The sequence below is a fragment of the Pseudodesulfovibrio sediminis genome (assembly GCF_020886695.1).
Classification (GTDB): Bacteria; Desulfobacterota; Desulfovibrionia; order Desulfovibrionales; family Desulfovibrionaceae; genus Pseudodesulfovibrio; species Pseudodesulfovibrio sediminis.
Window position 1 is genome coordinate 3377437 of the sequence record NZ_AP024485.1, and the last position, 15494, is coordinate 3392930.

Genomic DNA, 15494 nt, shown 5'->3' on the forward strand with positions numbered 1-15494 from the left:
TGCACAGCCGTTTCGATGTGCTCGAAAAACCGTGAACCATGCTGTTTTTTGAGGGGCGGTATCAAGTGCAGGGCGGCATAGCGTTCAAACTGCCCACCTCAATACCGTTCAGTGAGCCGCCAGAGCTGGCCCACATCCGATGCTTCCAGAGTCGTCTGGCGACCTAGGCGTCTTTTTTGGACTTGGCTGGACGCTTTGGTGGAGCAGGGTGCAGCTCGGTACGCTGACGGGTAGCACTGGGAGTCGGACGTTCTGTGGACTGGGTGAGACAGTGCGTGGGGCAGACTTCCGCGCACCAGCCGCACAGGACGCACGCAAAGGGTTCGTGAGCCCAGAGTCCTTTCTTGTCCACCTCGATGCAGGCCGTTGGGCAACGCCGGGCGCAAAGACCGCAAAGGATGCACTTGGACGCATCATTGACGATCTCCCCGCGAGATTCGGCATAGGGTTCACGGGTCTCGGCGGGATAGCGCCGGGTGGCGGGACGGCAAAAAAGGCCTTTGAGTGCTTCTGGAATCAATCGGGGCAGCTTCATGTCATCGCTCCGTACAGGAAATACAGGGGTCGATGGTCAACACCAGCACTGGCGCGTCGGCCAGATCATGGCCTGGCAGCAGGTCGAGCAAAGCGGGAATGTTGGCGAATGTGGGCGTGCGGATGCGTACCCGATCCAGGAGCTTCCCGCCATCGGCTTTCACATAATACAGTGCCTCGCCACGAGGCTGTTCCACGCGTCGCACGGCTTCGCCCTCGGGCCTTCCTTTGACCTTTACTGTAATGTCACCCTGCGGCAACTTATCCAAGGCCCCAAGGGCCAGATTCGCACTTTGTTCACTTTCAGCAATGCGCACGGCCAGTCGGGACCAACTGTCACCGTCCGTTTCCACACAGGGAGTGAACTCCAGCGCGCCGTAAATTTCCTTATCCAGCATGCGAATATCATGAGCGACGCCCGAGCCACGCAAGACCGGCCCTACCGTACCCAGATCATGCGCCCGCTCCGCAGTCAACACCCCGATACCCTTGGTCCTTTTAGCTGTGGAATAATCGCCCAGCATGGCCTTGCCCAGACGGTGCACTTCGTCTCGCACTCCGATCAGTTCTCTTCGGCACCATGACTCCAGATCCGGGGGTAAGTCACGTCGCACTCCGCCGATAGCGGAAACAGAGACCATGACCCGGTTGCCGGTTGTGGCGTCCTGCATGTCCATAATCCGTTCACGTACCCGCCAGAATCCCATGAACAGATTCTCAAAGCCCAGGGCATCGGCAAAAAGGCCCAGCCAAAGAAGGTGACTGTGCAGACGATGCATCTCGGCCCAGAACACGCGCAGCCATTTGGCTCTCGGCGGCGGCTCGATACCATGTATCTCCTCAAGGGCCTGGCAAAAACACATGCCGTGCATCATGGAGCAGATGCCGCAGACTCGCTCCACCACCTGGACCATTTGGTCCGGGGTGCGTTTTTGGGCCAGGAGTTCAAGACCCCGGTGGACGTATCCCATTCGGGGCAACGCCTCGACAATACGATCATCCTCCAGAGTCAGGGTCAGATGAATGGGCTCAGGGAGTACCGGATGCTGCGGTCCGAAGGGTATGACTGTACGGCCCATCTACGCCTCCTCCTTCTTTGGCACCACCGTATAGGCGGCCATGGGTGAGAGCCGGGCTTCCGGCTCCAGGAACATCTGTCCGCCAAAGTCCGGAGTCAGGCCCGAAAAGCGTAGACCGAACTGATCCTGTATCTCGTTCTCCACCAAATAGGCGCCAGGGTGGTCCGGGTTCAGGCTGGGCAGCTCCGCGTCTCTGGCCACGGTGAGGCGTACCTGTTCCATGACGAGGTCTCTGTCGAAATGATAGATCAGGTCAATGTCGCCATCCTTCAGGGGAACGCAAGTGGCAGTCACCAGACGCCACCCTTCGGTAGCGCGTCGAGCAGACTCGGCACCCAGTTCGGACAAAGAAATGGTTTCGGCGTTCATGCGTTCTCTCCTTGATTGGAACCATGTCCAAACTTGTCCAAGGCCATGATCACCCCGTCCAGTACGGATTCCGGTGTGGCCGGACAGCCAGGAACATACACGTCTACAGGGATGATCTTGTCCACCCCGCCCAGCACGTTGTAGGCATCGTGGAAAACCCCGCCGGACAGCGCGCAGGCACCAACGGCCACGACTGCCTTGGGATCCGGCATCTGTCGATACAGCTCCTTGAGCACATCGGCGTTACGGAGATTAACCGAGCCCGTAACAAGAAGAACGTCCGCGTGGAGGGGGTTGCCCACATTGACCGCACCGAATCGTTCCACGTCGTAGAGCGGAGTCAGGCAGGCCAGAATCTCGATATCACAGCCGTTACAACTGCTACAGTCGTAGTGCAGAATCCAGGGGGATTTGCGCCGTGCCAAATTCGTTATTTTCTTGAATATATTCATTACCATACCACCCAAGCCAAATTGACTGCGGTCAGTATCAGGCCTGGGCCCCAGAAGACGGCCAGAAGCCAGGGCCAGGTCAGTCGGGCCGAAGCGTTGTCCAGCACAATCTCGCCCAGCCAGACCAATGCCACAACCAGAGCCATACACCAGAGGTTCGAAGCCCAGAACAAGGCACAGATGCCCAACAGGAGCACCGTGTCAAGCCAATGAGCCACTTCGAGCAGGGCCAGTGATCGGCCCGAATATTCTGTATACATGCCGCGGACCAGCTCCTGATGCGCATGGGCCGAAGCAGCCGTGTCAAACGGCGACTTGCGAAATTTGATGCCTGTGACCAGCAGGAGTGCAGCAAACGCCAAAGGCAGTTGTGGCAGCAGCGGCTCGGAAAGCGCCAGGGGAGCCCAGGATGCAAAACTGCCGGACGCCTGTCCCACGCAGGCCAGGATGAGCAACAGGACAGGTTCATAGGCCGCCAGCTGCAACAGCTCGCGTTGGCCGCCTGTCTGGCTGTAAGGCGAAGGAGAGGCCAGTGCTCCCACAGCCGGAAGCCCTGCCCCTACGGCCTGAGTAAAGAAAACCAGCAGCAGGTCCTGTCCAGTTATGAAAAGGCCCAAAGCCGCAGCCGAACCGACCAGTCCTCCCCATGCACAGAAGTCTGTCATGGCACTGGTGAACAGCGGTTCTTTGGCCCAGAGCTTGATTACATCAAAGAACGGTTGCAACAGCGGCGGTCCGACCCGTCGCTGAACACGTGCGGTGAGAATGCGGTCCATGCCTTGGATGAGTCCGCCCAGAAACGGAGTGAAGCACAGGACGATAAGCCCTATCAACAGATTGGTCATGCGTTCCCTCCCAGCCAGAAAGCGCCAAATTGCGCCAGAAGCAGCAAAATTGTCAGTCCGGCCAGTGCCAGCCCGTTAATCCAGGGCAACAGCCGCTTTTCTCCAAACAGCCGCTCAAAGGCGTACAGTCCTGTCTTGGCCTGCATGGTTTGACCCAGCGTATTGGTAAATGAGGCAATGCTTGTTGAGGCCAATCCCGCGAGATATGGCCCGGCTCGTCTGGCGGTGTTCCGGCGGGCGTGTGCTCTGAACCCCAGTGCCAGCCCGAAGAGCAGCGCCACGAGCAGGGGGGAGTAGACAAAACCGCCTACCTGAAAGCCGGTGACCATCTGGTCGGTGTTCGGGCCGGATAACAATACGTAGAGCCAGGGGCCCAAAGCTGTTCCGGCCAAGGTCAGCCCAGCCAGCACATATTGCGGAATCATGCGTGCGGAGCCGATTTCCTTGTCCGCCCCGGTGCTCTCTCCTGCACTCAGCACCAGCCCTACCCAGCGGGTCCAATACGCCATGGTCAGGCCGCTACCAAGTCCCAATAGAACCAACAGGAGGGTGTTGCTCGAAGCCGCTTCCACGGCCATCCACTTACCCAGCAACATGCCAAAAGGAGGCAGGAGCATGGCCCCGACACCCAGGGCGAGCAGGGGCGCTGTTTGTGGCATACCGGAAACCAGCCCCCGCAGGTCTTCGGCCTGTCGACCGTCGCGTCCCTGGTCCGCGCTGCCCACGCACAGAAAGAGCAATCCCTTGGCCAAGGCATGGAAGAGGAGCAGTAAGGTTCCGGCGGCCAGAGCCCAGGGGGTACCCAGTCCGGCACAGGCAATCATGAGTCCAAGGTTGGAAATGGTAGAGTAGGCAAGCACTTCCTTGCCGTCGGAGCGCCCCATGGCCAGTACAGCCCCGGCCAGGAAACCGAAGCCGCCGATCAGTGCTGTGGTCGGCCCGATTACCGTGGACGCAAAGGCGGGGGAAAAACGAAGGACCAGATAGACTCCGGCCTTGACCATGGTTGAGGAGTGCAACAGGGCCGAGGTGGGGGTGGGGGCAACCATGGCCCCCAAAAGCCAGCCGGTAAAGGGCGGTTGCGCCGCTTTTGCAAGCCCTGCCAGCACCAGCAAAGCCAGTGGGATTAACGAAAGGCCAGTCGTGGCGACCAGAGTCGGAATATGCAGGCCCGAGCCATCCATGCTCAGCCAGACCATGGCGCCGATCAGGGCGAGGCCGCCGACGGAGTTCATCCACAAGGCCCGGAGTGCGTTGTTTTTGGCTACCGGGGTGCGATCATGACCGATGAGCAGGAAGGAGCATAGTGTGGTCAACTCGAAGCCCAGATAAAAGAGCCGCAAGTCCGCGGCCAGGGCAAGGCCGTTCATGGCCCCCAGAAAGCCCAGTAATACGAGGAAAAAACCTGGCTGCCTTGACCGCTTCAGGTTCAGGTGTCGTTCGTGCTCGCGCATGTACGGCACGGCCCAGAGGCAGATGAGCGAGCCGACCACCGAGACCACGCAAACAAGTGTCAGCGACAATTGGTCTGCATGGAACAGCGTTGGTGGAGCGCTGTGGGGCTGGCTCTCCAACAGGGCCAGCAGAGCGACCTGCGGCACCACGAAAAGCGCGGTAAGGATGCTTTTGCGTCGCAGAGCCACCAGAAGGAAAAAGGCCAGGAGCAGAAAGTCGGCTACGGCAGCGCCCAACAGCACACCATGGGTTGCCTCAGGCGGCAGCGGCAACGCTCCTTCAGGGCCTGCGTGCAATACCAGCAGCAAGGCCGAAACAGGCAGCACAAGGGCCGTACCCCAGATAAGCGCGGTGCGAAGGCGTGATCCGAAAAGACACCCCGCAGCGGCCAGCAGGGGCCAAAGGACAAGCAGAATCAGGAGGATAATCGATGGAGAAAATTGCATGGCGTGTATTCCGTAAAAGATCCGTTAGGTTCTTTGTCTAGCACTCTCCGTAGACATGATATGAGATTGAGTAAAAACCATTATCGGTCTCAAAAGTTAAAGGCAAGCGTTTAAACTGTTTTTTTAACGTATTTTTAATTGAAGAAAAAATAAAAATATACAGGCGGGTTATATACACTTTCCCCGCAACGGGCAAAGCATAATCAGGATTATGACAATCTTTGAAGCGAACCTTGTGTATGGGATACCGTTCAGGGGCCGTGATGCTACCGGGGCACAGCTCGGTAGGAGCGGGTGGGAAGCGCGAAGGGGCCTTGCTCACAGAGAGGGAAGATGGGGTGGATGTCCTCTTTGGGAGCTGTTGAATGGCTGAGGGTTAAGCGTCCGGCAAGAGCCGATACATGTGCTGGAAAGCACTCATGCCGTGTGCTTATATTTCGGCAATGATTGATCCGGTCGACTCTGTGTCATATCCGGCCAGGGCTTTCAGTTCATTCCGCAGGGCGCGGGTTTGCAGGGTGTCGAGCAAGATTTTCATGGCTGGATGTTCCAGGAGATCCTGCGGCAAGACCAGTTCACAGTTTGCGGAAATGAGCGGGATGAAATCCAGTCCGTACATGTTCGCGATTGCGCGAAAGCCCAACGCGGCGTCGGCCTTTCTGTATAATACACGCATGACGCCTTCCGTATGGCTGCGAACCACGTCATCGTAGCCGGGGATTTTTTCCGGCGGTATTCCCTGTTTTTCAAGCAAGTCATCGAGCAGGATGCGAAGTGCGGCACCTGATTCACGATTGATGAGTCGTACTTTCGGATTGGTTAAATCCTCCAGGGAACGGATGCTATACGGATTGCCCGGAGCAACTAGCAGCCCTTCTTCAATTTGCGAGAACCCGATAATGGTCGCGGGTTTTTGTCCCAGGCTTTTCTTGGCCAATACGATGTTGTCGCCATGGACCTTGGTGCCGGGGTGCAAATGCGTGCCCGCGAGATGCGCGTGTCCAGAAGCCACGCCGTTGACCGCCTTGAGGCTGGAGGCAAAACGGTAGTTTATGCGCATATCTGCGGCTTTACGGGAGACATGTGCGGAAAGCAGGGCGAATGCAGGGTCGCATCCCAAAAGAATGAGCGTCTTATCCGGCATGTCAGGAGGGCAAAGCAACTTGACGTTGTCCTGCCCCGGGGAGAGCAAGCCATCCGCCGCTTCGAAATTGGTGTTGAAAGGATCGGAACCAGGCAGCGGGTACGCAATCAGGCGGTCTCGCACCTTTGCCAGAGAGACGCGCGCAACGTGCTCCAGAGGCGGCCCGACCAGCGTGAAAGACGCCAAGTCTTCTACCTTTTCATTAAAAATATCTTCGACACGACAGGAAAGGTGTTTGGCAAGGCGAAGCGCAATAAGAGTATTGGGAGCGTATTTCCCGGACTCAATATCGTAAATGGCCTGGCGCTTGACACCAGCAAGTTCAGCTAACTGCGTCTGTGAAAGGCCTTTCTTTGTCCGATAGGCTTTCACCTGATTTGTTAACGCCTGAGATTTCGGCTTCATTCTGTATCCTCACGTTGTGAGAGAAAAAGTACGTGAGTAAAAGTCGCTTCCTGCGTCCTTAAGAGGGAGCGTACGAAAAGCGAGTGCTCAATATGTAAACTCCCTCTTTCTACCCTGTACTATCGCTGTCTCGGAGCGTCAAGGTTGGTTCAACAGTGTTCTGTGGCAACGGATTATTGTCGTACGAAGAGATCGTTAACAAAAAGCGTTCTTTGATTGATGGAGTTAGAAATATACGCATAGGGGTTTATCAACGGTTCAATGTATGTTAAAAATATGATTTGACGTTTTTAAACACCTTCCATATGATCCTGTCAATTCTGTATACGCAGGTTGTTTTTTCGATGGATTGGGTAATTCCTGCAACAGAGAAAGAAGGGGAAATGGGAATGGTTCTTTTCATACGAGGCGTATTGTATAGTCTTTTTGTTATGCTGGTTCTGTCTGTTTGTTTTGCAGGGACAGCCCTTGCACAAGCAGAAGACGCATCTGATGATGGCGTTGTAGAAAAAAAGGAAGAAAAACCAGTAGAAAACACTCAGGAAGAACGAAAAAGTGTTTTTGATCTGGGTGAGATTGAAGTCATTTCAACCAAAGCCAACAGTGGAAACCCGACTTCCGTACAGGTGGATAAAGAAGAACTTCGCAAATTCGAAGCGAACACTCTCCCGGAACTCACCAAAATTGTTCCCGGTCTGACAACGGATCGTACAGGCGCCAGGAATGAAACCATGATCAGAATTCGTGGTTTCGATCAAAAGCACATCCCGATTTATCTTGATGGCATTCCGATATATGTTCCGTACGATGGGTACCCGGACTTGGGCCGTTTCACCACGTATGACCTGTCTGAAGTAATCGTATCCAAGGGGTTTACCTCAGTCTTATACGGGCCGAACACTATGGGCGGTGCCATTAATATGGTCAGCCGACGTCCTGTCGAGGAGTTTGAAGGCAATATCGGCGGACGTGTCGATACCAATGGATATCGTTCGTATTTAAATGCCGGAACCAACCAGGGTGCGTGGTATTTTCAAGGCAGCGCTTCCTATTTGAACAGCGATGGATATCATCTTCCCGACAGCTATGACGCGACCACTGAGGAAGATGGCGGTGTGCGGGAGAATTCATATAAACAGGACAGCAAATACAGCCTCAAGCTGGGTTTGACTCCAAATAAGACCGACGAATATTCACTCACGTACATCTATCAACATGGCGAAAAGGGAACACCTCCTTACACCGGCACGAATCCCGCCGAGAAGGTGCGCTACTGGCGCTGGCCGTATTGGGATAAACAAAGTGTGTACATGAACACCAAGACTGCTGTTGGCGCCGAAAAGGACTATTATATTAAGACGCGTCTCTTTTTTGATAGTTTTAAAAACGCCTTGAACAGCTATGACGACGCCACGTATTCATCGCAGAATTTTGGCAGTTCCTTCAGAAGCAACTACAATGACCACACAGTTGGCGGGGCAATCGAGTTAGGCACCTATGTTATCCCAAACAATGCGCTCAAGATGGCCTTACATTATAAGGGCGATTACCATATTGAGCATAATGACGGTGATCCGAATCAGCATTTCCACGAGGATATTTATTCCATTGGGCTTGAGGATACCATTGATATTACGGATCAACTGTATTGTATTGCTGGTGTCAGCTATGACTATATCGAAACAATAAAAGCCGAAGATCTGGACGGCAGCAACAACATAGTCAGTTTTGATAAACCAAGCGCCAGTGGAGTCAATCCGCAGCTTGGTTTTTTTTATCGCGTAGGCGAAGGCGGCCTAGCTCATGCCACCGCCGCAGCCAAAACCCGCCTCCCTTCGATCAAGGACAAGTTCTCCTACAAAATGGGCAAGGCATATCCCAACCCTTCTCTCAAGCCGGAGAAATCAATCAACTATGAGTTGGGCTATAAACAGGACTTTAACAAGACCGACACGATGGAGGTCACCTTCTTTTACTATGACATCTCCGACTTCATCGAATCCGTCTATGTCATCCCCACCCGGTACCAGAACCAGAATGTGGGCAATGTAGAGCAGTATGGCGTCGAGCTGTCAGCGTCTGCGAATCTGGTGGAAAACCTGTTCGGTGGCTTCAATTACACACACCTGCACTACAACAATCTCACCTCGCCCAGCCAGGTACTGACGGATACGCCGGAAAACAAGGCGTTTGTCTTCCTGCAATACAAGTTCTTCCCGGATATCTGGCTCATGATTGACGGTGAGTATAACTCCCGTAGCTGGGATAGAACTGATCGGTCGTACAACGCGGGTGAATACTTCCTTCTGGGCGCCAAGTTTCAATGCAAGGTCAACGAACATGCGTCCTTCAACGTTGGCGCGGAGAACCTCCTGGATCAGGAATACGAGATCGACGAAGGCTACCCGGAAGCCGGTAGAACCGTGTACGCGGGGCTTGATTTTACATTCTAATCACTCGCTACAATACAAGGTGCAATCTCATGAGCAGTACAGAAGAATTCGAACGCCTGTTGGATGCAGCCGTGGCATTCCATGGCCATGTGTGCGGCGGTCAGATCATTGGCGTGCGTATCGGGATGGCAGGATTACGTGAATTGGGAATAACCGATCCTCGCGGGCGTGAGAGAAAGGACTTCATTGCCTTTGTGGAAACCGATCGTTGCGCAACAGATGCCATTCTTACTGTTACCGGACTGACACCCGGAAAGAGAAGCCTCAAGATTCTGGATTATGGCAAGATGGCTGCGACGTTTGTCCATCTTCCTTCGGGCAGAGCAGTACGAATTCATGTCCTGAAATCCTCGATGGAAAAAGCCTCGGAGCTCGCCCGGAAGTTGAACCCGGGAGGAGGTAAGGACGCAGAACTGCAGGCGCTCAAGGAGTTGTCGGAAGAGGATTTGCTCGCCGTAAAGGAGGTGGTGGTGCATTTGGAGCCTTGCGACCTCCCTGGAGTGCCTGTCCGCATTGCTACCTGCTCATCCTGTGGAGAACAGGTTCTGGACAATAGGGATATCGTTGTTGACGGCAATACATATTGTAAACCCTGTGCCTCCGGTCAGTTTTATTACAGTCCCTCTGAGGGAAGTGTCCAATCAACCTGCAATCATGTGAGGGAGCAGTGTAATGAGTGTGCCTAATATCGATTGGAATACCGTCTGGCAGTTATGTCATAAAAAAAACAGTCGGCATAAATACAACAAAGTCGCGTTTTGGGACAAACGCGCCCCGGAATTTACCAGATCTGTGAAGGAGACCGATTATATCCTGCAGTTTCTGGAGATGATGAATCCACAACCGGAGTGGACGGTTTTGGACATGGGGTGTGCAGCCGGTACACTGGCCATACCCTTGGCCAAAAAAGTTCGTTCAGTCACTGCCGTGGACCCTTCTCCCCGTATGCGAGAGCTATTGCAGGAACGCTGTGAAAAGGAAGGGATTGAGAATGTTCGGGTTGTGGACGGGAGCTGGGAGCAGGACTGGGACGAACTGGATATCCACCCCCACGATGTCTTCATGGCATCGCGTTCATTGCTCATGGATGATTTGTCCGCCTCCATTGCCAAGGCGCAAGACTTTACACGCCAGAAGGTTTTTCTTTCCACACTGGTCGGAAACGGTCCTCATGATCCGCGCATTCTCTCCGCGGTGGACCGCAAGTTCACGCCTGGTCTGGATTATATCATCGTCCTCAACGTACTTCGCCAGATGGGAATCTATGCCGACGTATCCTTTACCCGCAATAGCAGTCGCAAGGTGTACCCTGATCATGAGTCTGCGCTGAATGATGTGCGTTGGATGGTGCATGACATGAGCGAGGATGAAGAAGCGAAATTGCGGGAGTATCTGCAAGAGACGCTCTTACCCGTGGAAAACGGGTTAACTATGCCTGTTTCATCCCCCGTTCGCTGGGCTGTTCTTTCCTGGGACAAGCAAACCGGTAGCGATACAGATATGGTGGAGGAATAACATGTTCCAGTATCCTCGTACACGATCCAGGACCCGTTGTTGTTTGGCTCTGTGGACAACATGTGTTTTTTTGTTTGTTTTCGCTACCTGCGCTCAGGCGCGCATCATAGAGGACATGACCGGCCGAGAGGTGGAAATACCGGATACGATCCAAACGATTTTTCCGGCTTCACCGCCTGTTCTGTACTTCTTGTATGCGCTTGATTCCAAGAAGATCGCGGGGTTGAACTTTCAGTTTACCGCTGTGGAAAAAGGATATCTTCGCAAAGACTTCCTTGAGCTGCCCGTCATTGGCGGATGGTTTGGCCAGGGGAATACACCCAACCTGGAAAACGTGATGGCCGTGAACCCGGACTTCATGCTTGTCTGGTCCTGGAAACAGACCGCCCTCAATCAACCCATGGAGGAGACCGCAGAGATAATCAACCTGCCTATCGTGTATCTGCAGTTGGACACCATGGAAGAGTATATTCGTTCTTTTCGATTTATGGGCGAACTGCTTGGCTGCCCTGAACGGGGAAATGCTTTGGCCGACTATACGCAGCAGGTGCTGGATGGTGTGCGTCCGGTTTTGCAGAATTTGCCGGAAGACGAAAAACTGTGGGTGTATTACGCGGAAGGTCCGGACGGACTCAAAACCGAATGCGATCAATCCCCGCATGCCGCTTTGATTCAAATGGCTGGTGGCCGGAATATTCAGCACTGTGTGGACAGCTCAACCTATGGCATGGAAACGGTCTCCATCGAAGAGGTCCTGGATAAGAATCCTGAAGTTATTCTCATTCGCAACAAACAATTCGCGGAGGCAATATATAAGGAAAAACAGTGGAGCTTGATGCGCGCCGTGCAGAATAAACGTGTCTATTCCATTCCGGCCATTCCCTTCAACTGGTTCGACCGCCCTCCATCCTTCATGCGTATTCTCGGCCTGCAATGGTTGACGAACAAGCTTTATCCGGAACGGTATCCAAAAGATATGGTGAAGGCCACGCGTGAGTTCTACAAGCTGTTTCTGGATGTGGATCTGTCAGATGAAGACATTAATAGCCTATTGAATCCATGAAAAAACAAGTGATATTCGGCGTATTGATTCTGGTTCTATCAGGAGTGATCCTGCTCTCCTTTACGCAGGGGCGCTATCCGTTGAAACTGGTTGATATCTGGCACTATCTGCACCATATTCTGTTTCAATCTCCAATGGCGGACAGAACCGCCAACAGTATCAAAGTCATATTGTTTGACATTCGTCTGCCGCGGATCCTTGCGGCTGTGGTCGTCGGCGCGGCACTGTCGGTTTCCGGCACCACCTTTCAGGCCATGTTCATCAACCCTCTGGTGTCCCCTGGGATATTGGGTGTGTTGGCGGGCGCTTCCTTTGGTGCCGCTCTGGGCATGCTGCTTTCCTCTGATTGGGCCGTGGTGCAGTTCAGCGCTTTTTCCTTTGGAATGATTGCCGTGGGATTGGCTGTGTTGCTCTCCCAGCTGTATAAAGGCGACCGGCTTCTTCTGCTTATCCTCTGCGGCGTGATCAGTGGTGCGCTGTTTACGGCACTGCTTTCAATAATAAAATATCTGGCAGATCCGTACGATCAGCTTCCTGCCATTGTGTATTGGCTCATGGGCGGCTTTTCCATGATCAATTTGCACACCATCAGCAGCCTGGCTCCGGGCATTCTTGTTGGCATTGTGGTGATTATCGCTTTCGCCAACAAGCTCAATCTTCTCACCATGGGCGATGAAGAGGCACGGTCGCTTGGTGTGCGTGTGCGCACCATACGGTTGATGTTTATTGTCGCTGCCACCCTGATCAGCAGCCTGACCGTCGTCATTGGCGGGATCATTGGCTGGGTCGGTCTTGTCATTCCCCATATGAGCCGCATGATTGTCGGGCCGGATAATCGGTTCCTTTTGCCATGCAGCGCACTCATCGGCGCGCTGTTTTTGCTTGTTGTGGACAATGTGTCACGGCAGATGTTCACCGTTGAAATACCGTTGGGAATTCTCACCTCGCTTCTGGGCATTCCGGCTTTTGTCTGTGTGCTTCGGGGAGCGCGAAAAGGATGGAGTTGACGTCATGGATAAACTGCGAGTGCACAATGTGAGCTTCGGATATAATGGAAGCCAGGTGTTGCGAGACATTTCCTTCACGCTGGAAAACGGGAGCATCCTTTCCCTGCTGGGACCGAACGGGAGCGGAAAGACCACGCTGCTCAAGATCCTCCTCGGACTCTACCCTCCGCATTCCGGTCAGATCTTTTTGGATGACGTGCCCATTACGGAGCTGACGCCCAGCCAGTTGGCTCGCAAGATAGCGTATGTGCCGCAGACGCACCGGTTATCCTTTGCATATAGCGTCTTCGACGTTGTGTTGATGGGGCGTGCGCCCCATGCGTCCTTGTTTTCCCGCTACAGCATGGAAGATCGCGATATCGCCATGAAAGCCATGGAGCGGTTGTCCATCTCCAAACTCAAAGACAGAAGCTATACGGAAATCAGCGGCGGGGAACGGCAATTGACATTGATAGGTCGGGCTCTGGCGCAGGGGGCCGACACGCTGGTTATGGATGAACCCCTCAATGGGTTGGACTACGGCAACCAGATCCGACTGCTCGAATGTATCAAGGGGCTTTCCCGTGAGGGGTATACCTTTATCAAAACAACGCATTTCCCAGACCACGCGCTTTGGATTTCCAATCAGGCGGTGCTTATGTACCAAGGGGAAATAGTCGCCGACGGGCCAACGCAATCCATCATAAACGAAGGTGCCATCAGCGCTCTCTATAAAAAAGACATAGCCATTCTCGATGTCGGCAGCGGCGTGCGGACCTGTATGCCACGTTCGCTCTTTGAAGTGCCGTCTCAAGTCACTTCTTCGCCTGTTTTTCAAGAATGGAGTTGATGTCCCCGTGGGCGCGTCACGTATTACGTCGATCCTTTCGCACCTCTTTTCATTGCGAAATTGCGTGCTGTTGTCAGTGCTGGTGCATCTGGTCATTTTTAGTTTTCCCTGTAAAAACAACACGGTTAAGGCTATGCCGGGCAGCATCAGCATGGCCCTTGTCTCTGGAACGGGCAAAATTGGGCACGGCAAGGAATCGATCAATGTGTCCACCCGTTCCGACAAGTTCGTTACGCAGCCTAAGGCAGTGCAACAGGAAAAAAGCCCTGCGCCCGACAATAAACAGCAATCGATGGTACAGCCTGAGCGCAAACCGGCGCCTGTAGTGCGCCGGGCTTCCGCTGTTTCCACCGCCTCTCAAAAACGCCCCGTAAAAAAGGCCGCCTCTGCGGTAAAGACCAAGTCCAAGCCCGTGGTACGCCCTCGAAAAGTCGTCAAGAAAAAGGACGTTCATCCGGCTGCGCCTGCTAAAAAGATCCACGACCACGAGGTGGTTGCCAAAAAAAACCAACCGGTAAAGGCGAAAGACGCGGATACGCCAGAAAAACAGGTCGTGAAAACAGGGCAAAACGCAGCATCAAATACAGGGCAGGAGGTCGCCAATGCCGATCAAGGCATACACGCCCAATCGTCACGGTCCGCTGGTGGCAGCACTTCGGAAGGGCCTTTACACGCCCGAATCGGCTCGTTGTTCGGTCCGAAAATAACGCGTTGGGTGCGGCCCAAATACCCGCGCAAAGCCAGGGCCATGGGGCAGACCGGCTTGGTTGTGCTGCGCATCACCATTGATTCACTCGGAAGTCCGGTACAGGTGGAAGTCGTGCAAAAGGCCGGGTCAGGGTTTGATGAAGCCGCTGTCACTGCCGTGAAGAAATCCTCATTTTCTCCGGCCACGCATAAAGGCGATCCGGTGGCCTGCATTGCATTGCTCCCAGTCCATTTTACTCTCAAAGGAAATTAAGCATGTTGGATATGTTTGCGAAGGGTGGCCTGCTCATGTGGCCTATTGTATTCTGTTCTGTTGTCGCTTTGGCAATCATGATGAGCAAGGCCGTTCAATTCGGTTTTGTGTCGAGGACCGTGCACCTTACTCCGCAACAGGTGTTTTCAAGGCATCCCGAGCTGCTGTCGCCGATTCTGGACGCTGTGGATAACGGTAAAGCCGAAGATGAGATTGCGTCCGTGGGAACCCTGCTCGTACGACAGCTGGAGCGAGGACTCGGGACACTGTCCCTGATTTCCGCCATCTGTCCGCTTCTGGGGCTTACCGGGACGGTTATTGGCATGATTCAGACTTTTCAGGTCATCGCCTCTTCAGGAAGCGCCGTGAACCCCGGAATGCTCGCCTCGGGTATCTGGGAGGCGCTCATTACAACGGCGGCAGGGCTTCTGGTCGCTATTCCCGTGCATGTGGCACACCACTACCTGGATGGCCGCATGGGGGAAATAGTCTATACCTTACAGCAGTTGGTTTCCAAACTCATTGCGGTGCGAGCCAATGAAGTTTGAACGCCGCAAGCGATATTCCGCACTCTTGGACATCGCCCCTCTTGTTGATGTGATTTTTTTGCTGTTGCTTTTTTTCATGCTGACTTCCCGCATGGTCTCAGCCCCGGCGATCGTTATCGACCTTCCCCAATCACGCACCGCTGAAGTGCAGACGTCATCCGAAGTGATCATTACCATCACGGATCAGGGAGAGCTGTTCCTGGGCGATACCCCCGTAATACTCGACGATTTCGTGGAAACGCTCAGAGCGTGCCTGCAACAGAAAGACACCCCGGTAGTCCACCTGCGGGTAGATCATGAAGTAGAGGTAGGGCTACTCGTCAGCATAGTGGACTGCGTAAAAATGAGTGGCTGCGCTTCCTTCAGCATAGAAACGGAATCCGAATGAT

The 15494-nt window shown here is 53.9% G+C and carries 16 protein-coding genes; 9 read left to right on the top strand and 7 right to left on the bottom strand.

Going from position 1 to position 15494, the window contains the following annotated elements; genetic code table 11:
* Nucleotides 1-163: 163 nt before the first annotated feature.
* The 7 genes from SRBAKS_RS15855 to SRBAKS_RS15885 form a co-directional block, all read right to left on the bottom strand.
* Nucleotides 164-535, bottom strand: a complete 372-nt coding sequence (locus SRBAKS_RS15855; protein WP_229591868.1) for a 4Fe-4S binding protein — start codon at nucleotides 533-535, stop codon at nucleotides 164-166.
* A 1-nt stretch (nucleotide 536) separates the two neighbouring features.
* Nucleotides 537-1613, bottom strand: a complete 1077-nt coding sequence (locus SRBAKS_RS15860; protein WP_229591869.1) for a hydrogenase large subunit — start codon at nucleotides 1611-1613, stop codon at nucleotides 537-539.
* Complete coding sequence (locus tag SRBAKS_RS15865; protein WP_229591870.1) at nucleotides 1614-1982, bottom strand: NADH-quinone oxidoreductase subunit C; 369 nt, start codon at nucleotides 1980-1982, stop codon at nucleotides 1614-1616.
* Nucleotides 1979-2434 (bottom strand): NADH-quinone oxidoreductase subunit B family protein, encoded by a 456-nt coding sequence (locus SRBAKS_RS15870; protein WP_229591871.1) that lies wholly within the window; start codon nucleotides 2432-2434, stop codon nucleotides 1979-1981. Before SRBAKS_RS15870 ends, SRBAKS_RS15865 begins: the two co-directional genes overlap by 4 nt.
* The gene (locus SRBAKS_RS15875; RefSeq protein ID WP_229591872.1) at nucleotides 2434-3279 is read right to left on the bottom strand and encodes an NADH-quinone oxidoreductase subunit H; all 846 of its coding nucleotides are present in this window, start codon (nucleotides 3277-3279) and stop codon (nucleotides 2434-2436) included. The genes SRBAKS_RS15870 and SRBAKS_RS15875 overlap by 1 nt, the downstream gene beginning before the upstream one ends.
* A complete protein-coding gene (locus SRBAKS_RS15880; protein ID WP_229591873.1) occupies nucleotides 3276-5180 on the bottom strand; it encodes a proton-conducting transporter transmembrane domain-containing protein in 1905 nt (634 codons plus the stop codon). The genes SRBAKS_RS15875 and SRBAKS_RS15880 overlap by 4 nt, the downstream gene beginning before the upstream one ends.
* Before the next feature lie 430 nt (nucleotides 5181-5610).
* Nucleotides 5611-6729: an XRE family transcriptional regulator gene (locus SRBAKS_RS15885; RefSeq protein ID WP_229591874.1), complete on the bottom strand. Its 1119-nt coding sequence runs from the start codon at nucleotides 6727-6729 to the stop codon at nucleotides 5611-5613.
* 413 nt (nucleotides 6730-7142) lie between these two features.
* On the opposite strand from SRBAKS_RS15885, the gene SRBAKS_RS15890 reads away from it, so the two are divergent.
* The 9 genes from SRBAKS_RS15890 (at nucleotide 7143) to SRBAKS_RS15930 (ending at nucleotide 15493) form a co-directional block, all read left to right on the top strand.
* Nucleotides 7143-9182 (top strand): TonB-dependent receptor plug domain-containing protein, encoded by a 2040-nt coding sequence (locus tag SRBAKS_RS15890; RefSeq protein WP_229591875.1) that lies wholly within the window; start codon nucleotides 7143-7145, stop codon nucleotides 9180-9182.
* A 29-nt stretch (nucleotides 9183-9211) separates the two neighbouring features.
* Nucleotides 9212-9868: an FmdE family protein gene (locus SRBAKS_RS15895; RefSeq protein ID WP_229591876.1), complete on the top strand. Its 657-nt coding sequence runs from the start codon at nucleotides 9212-9214 to the stop codon at nucleotides 9866-9868.
* On the top strand, nucleotides 9855-10697 hold the full coding sequence (locus SRBAKS_RS15900; protein ID WP_229591877.1) for a class I SAM-dependent methyltransferase: 843 nt from the start codon (nucleotides 9855-9857) through the stop codon (nucleotides 10695-10697). The genes SRBAKS_RS15895 and SRBAKS_RS15900 overlap by 14 nt, the downstream gene beginning before the upstream one ends.
* Before the next feature lie 70 nt (nucleotides 10698-10767).
* Nucleotides 10768-11760, top strand: coding sequence for an ABC transporter substrate-binding protein (locus SRBAKS_RS15905; protein WP_229591878.1), 993 nt, complete (start codon nucleotides 10768-10770; stop codon nucleotides 11758-11760).
* Nucleotides 11757-12767: a FecCD family ABC transporter permease gene (locus tag SRBAKS_RS15910; RefSeq protein ID WP_229591879.1), complete on the top strand. Its 1011-nt coding sequence runs from the start codon at nucleotides 11757-11759 to the stop codon at nucleotides 12765-12767. Before SRBAKS_RS15905 ends, SRBAKS_RS15910 begins: the two co-directional genes overlap by 4 nt.
* Before the next feature lie 4 nt (nucleotides 12768-12771).
* Nucleotides 12772-13596 (top strand): ABC transporter ATP-binding protein, encoded by an 825-nt coding sequence (locus SRBAKS_RS15915; protein ID WP_229591880.1) that lies wholly within the window; start codon nucleotides 12772-12774, stop codon nucleotides 13594-13596.
* A gap of 7 nt (nucleotides 13597-13603) precedes the next feature.
* Nucleotides 13604-14557 carry a TonB family protein gene (locus SRBAKS_RS15920; protein ID WP_229591881.1) on the top strand — a complete coding sequence of 318 codons (954 nt, stop codon included), beginning with the start codon at nucleotides 13604-13606 and terminating at the stop codon, nucleotides 14555-14557.
* Between the two features lie 2 nt (nucleotides 14558-14559).
* Complete coding sequence (locus SRBAKS_RS15925) at nucleotides 14560-15105, top strand: MotA/TolQ/ExbB proton channel family protein (RefSeq protein WP_229591882.1); 546 nt, start codon at nucleotides 14560-14562, stop codon at nucleotides 15103-15105.
* The gene (locus SRBAKS_RS15930; RefSeq protein WP_229591883.1) at nucleotides 15095-15493 is read left to right on the top strand and encodes an ExbD/TolR family protein; all 399 of its coding nucleotides are present in this window, start codon (nucleotides 15095-15097) and stop codon (nucleotides 15491-15493) included. The genes SRBAKS_RS15925 and SRBAKS_RS15930 overlap by 11 nt, the downstream gene beginning before the upstream one ends.
* Nucleotide 15494 lies beyond the last annotated feature (1 nt).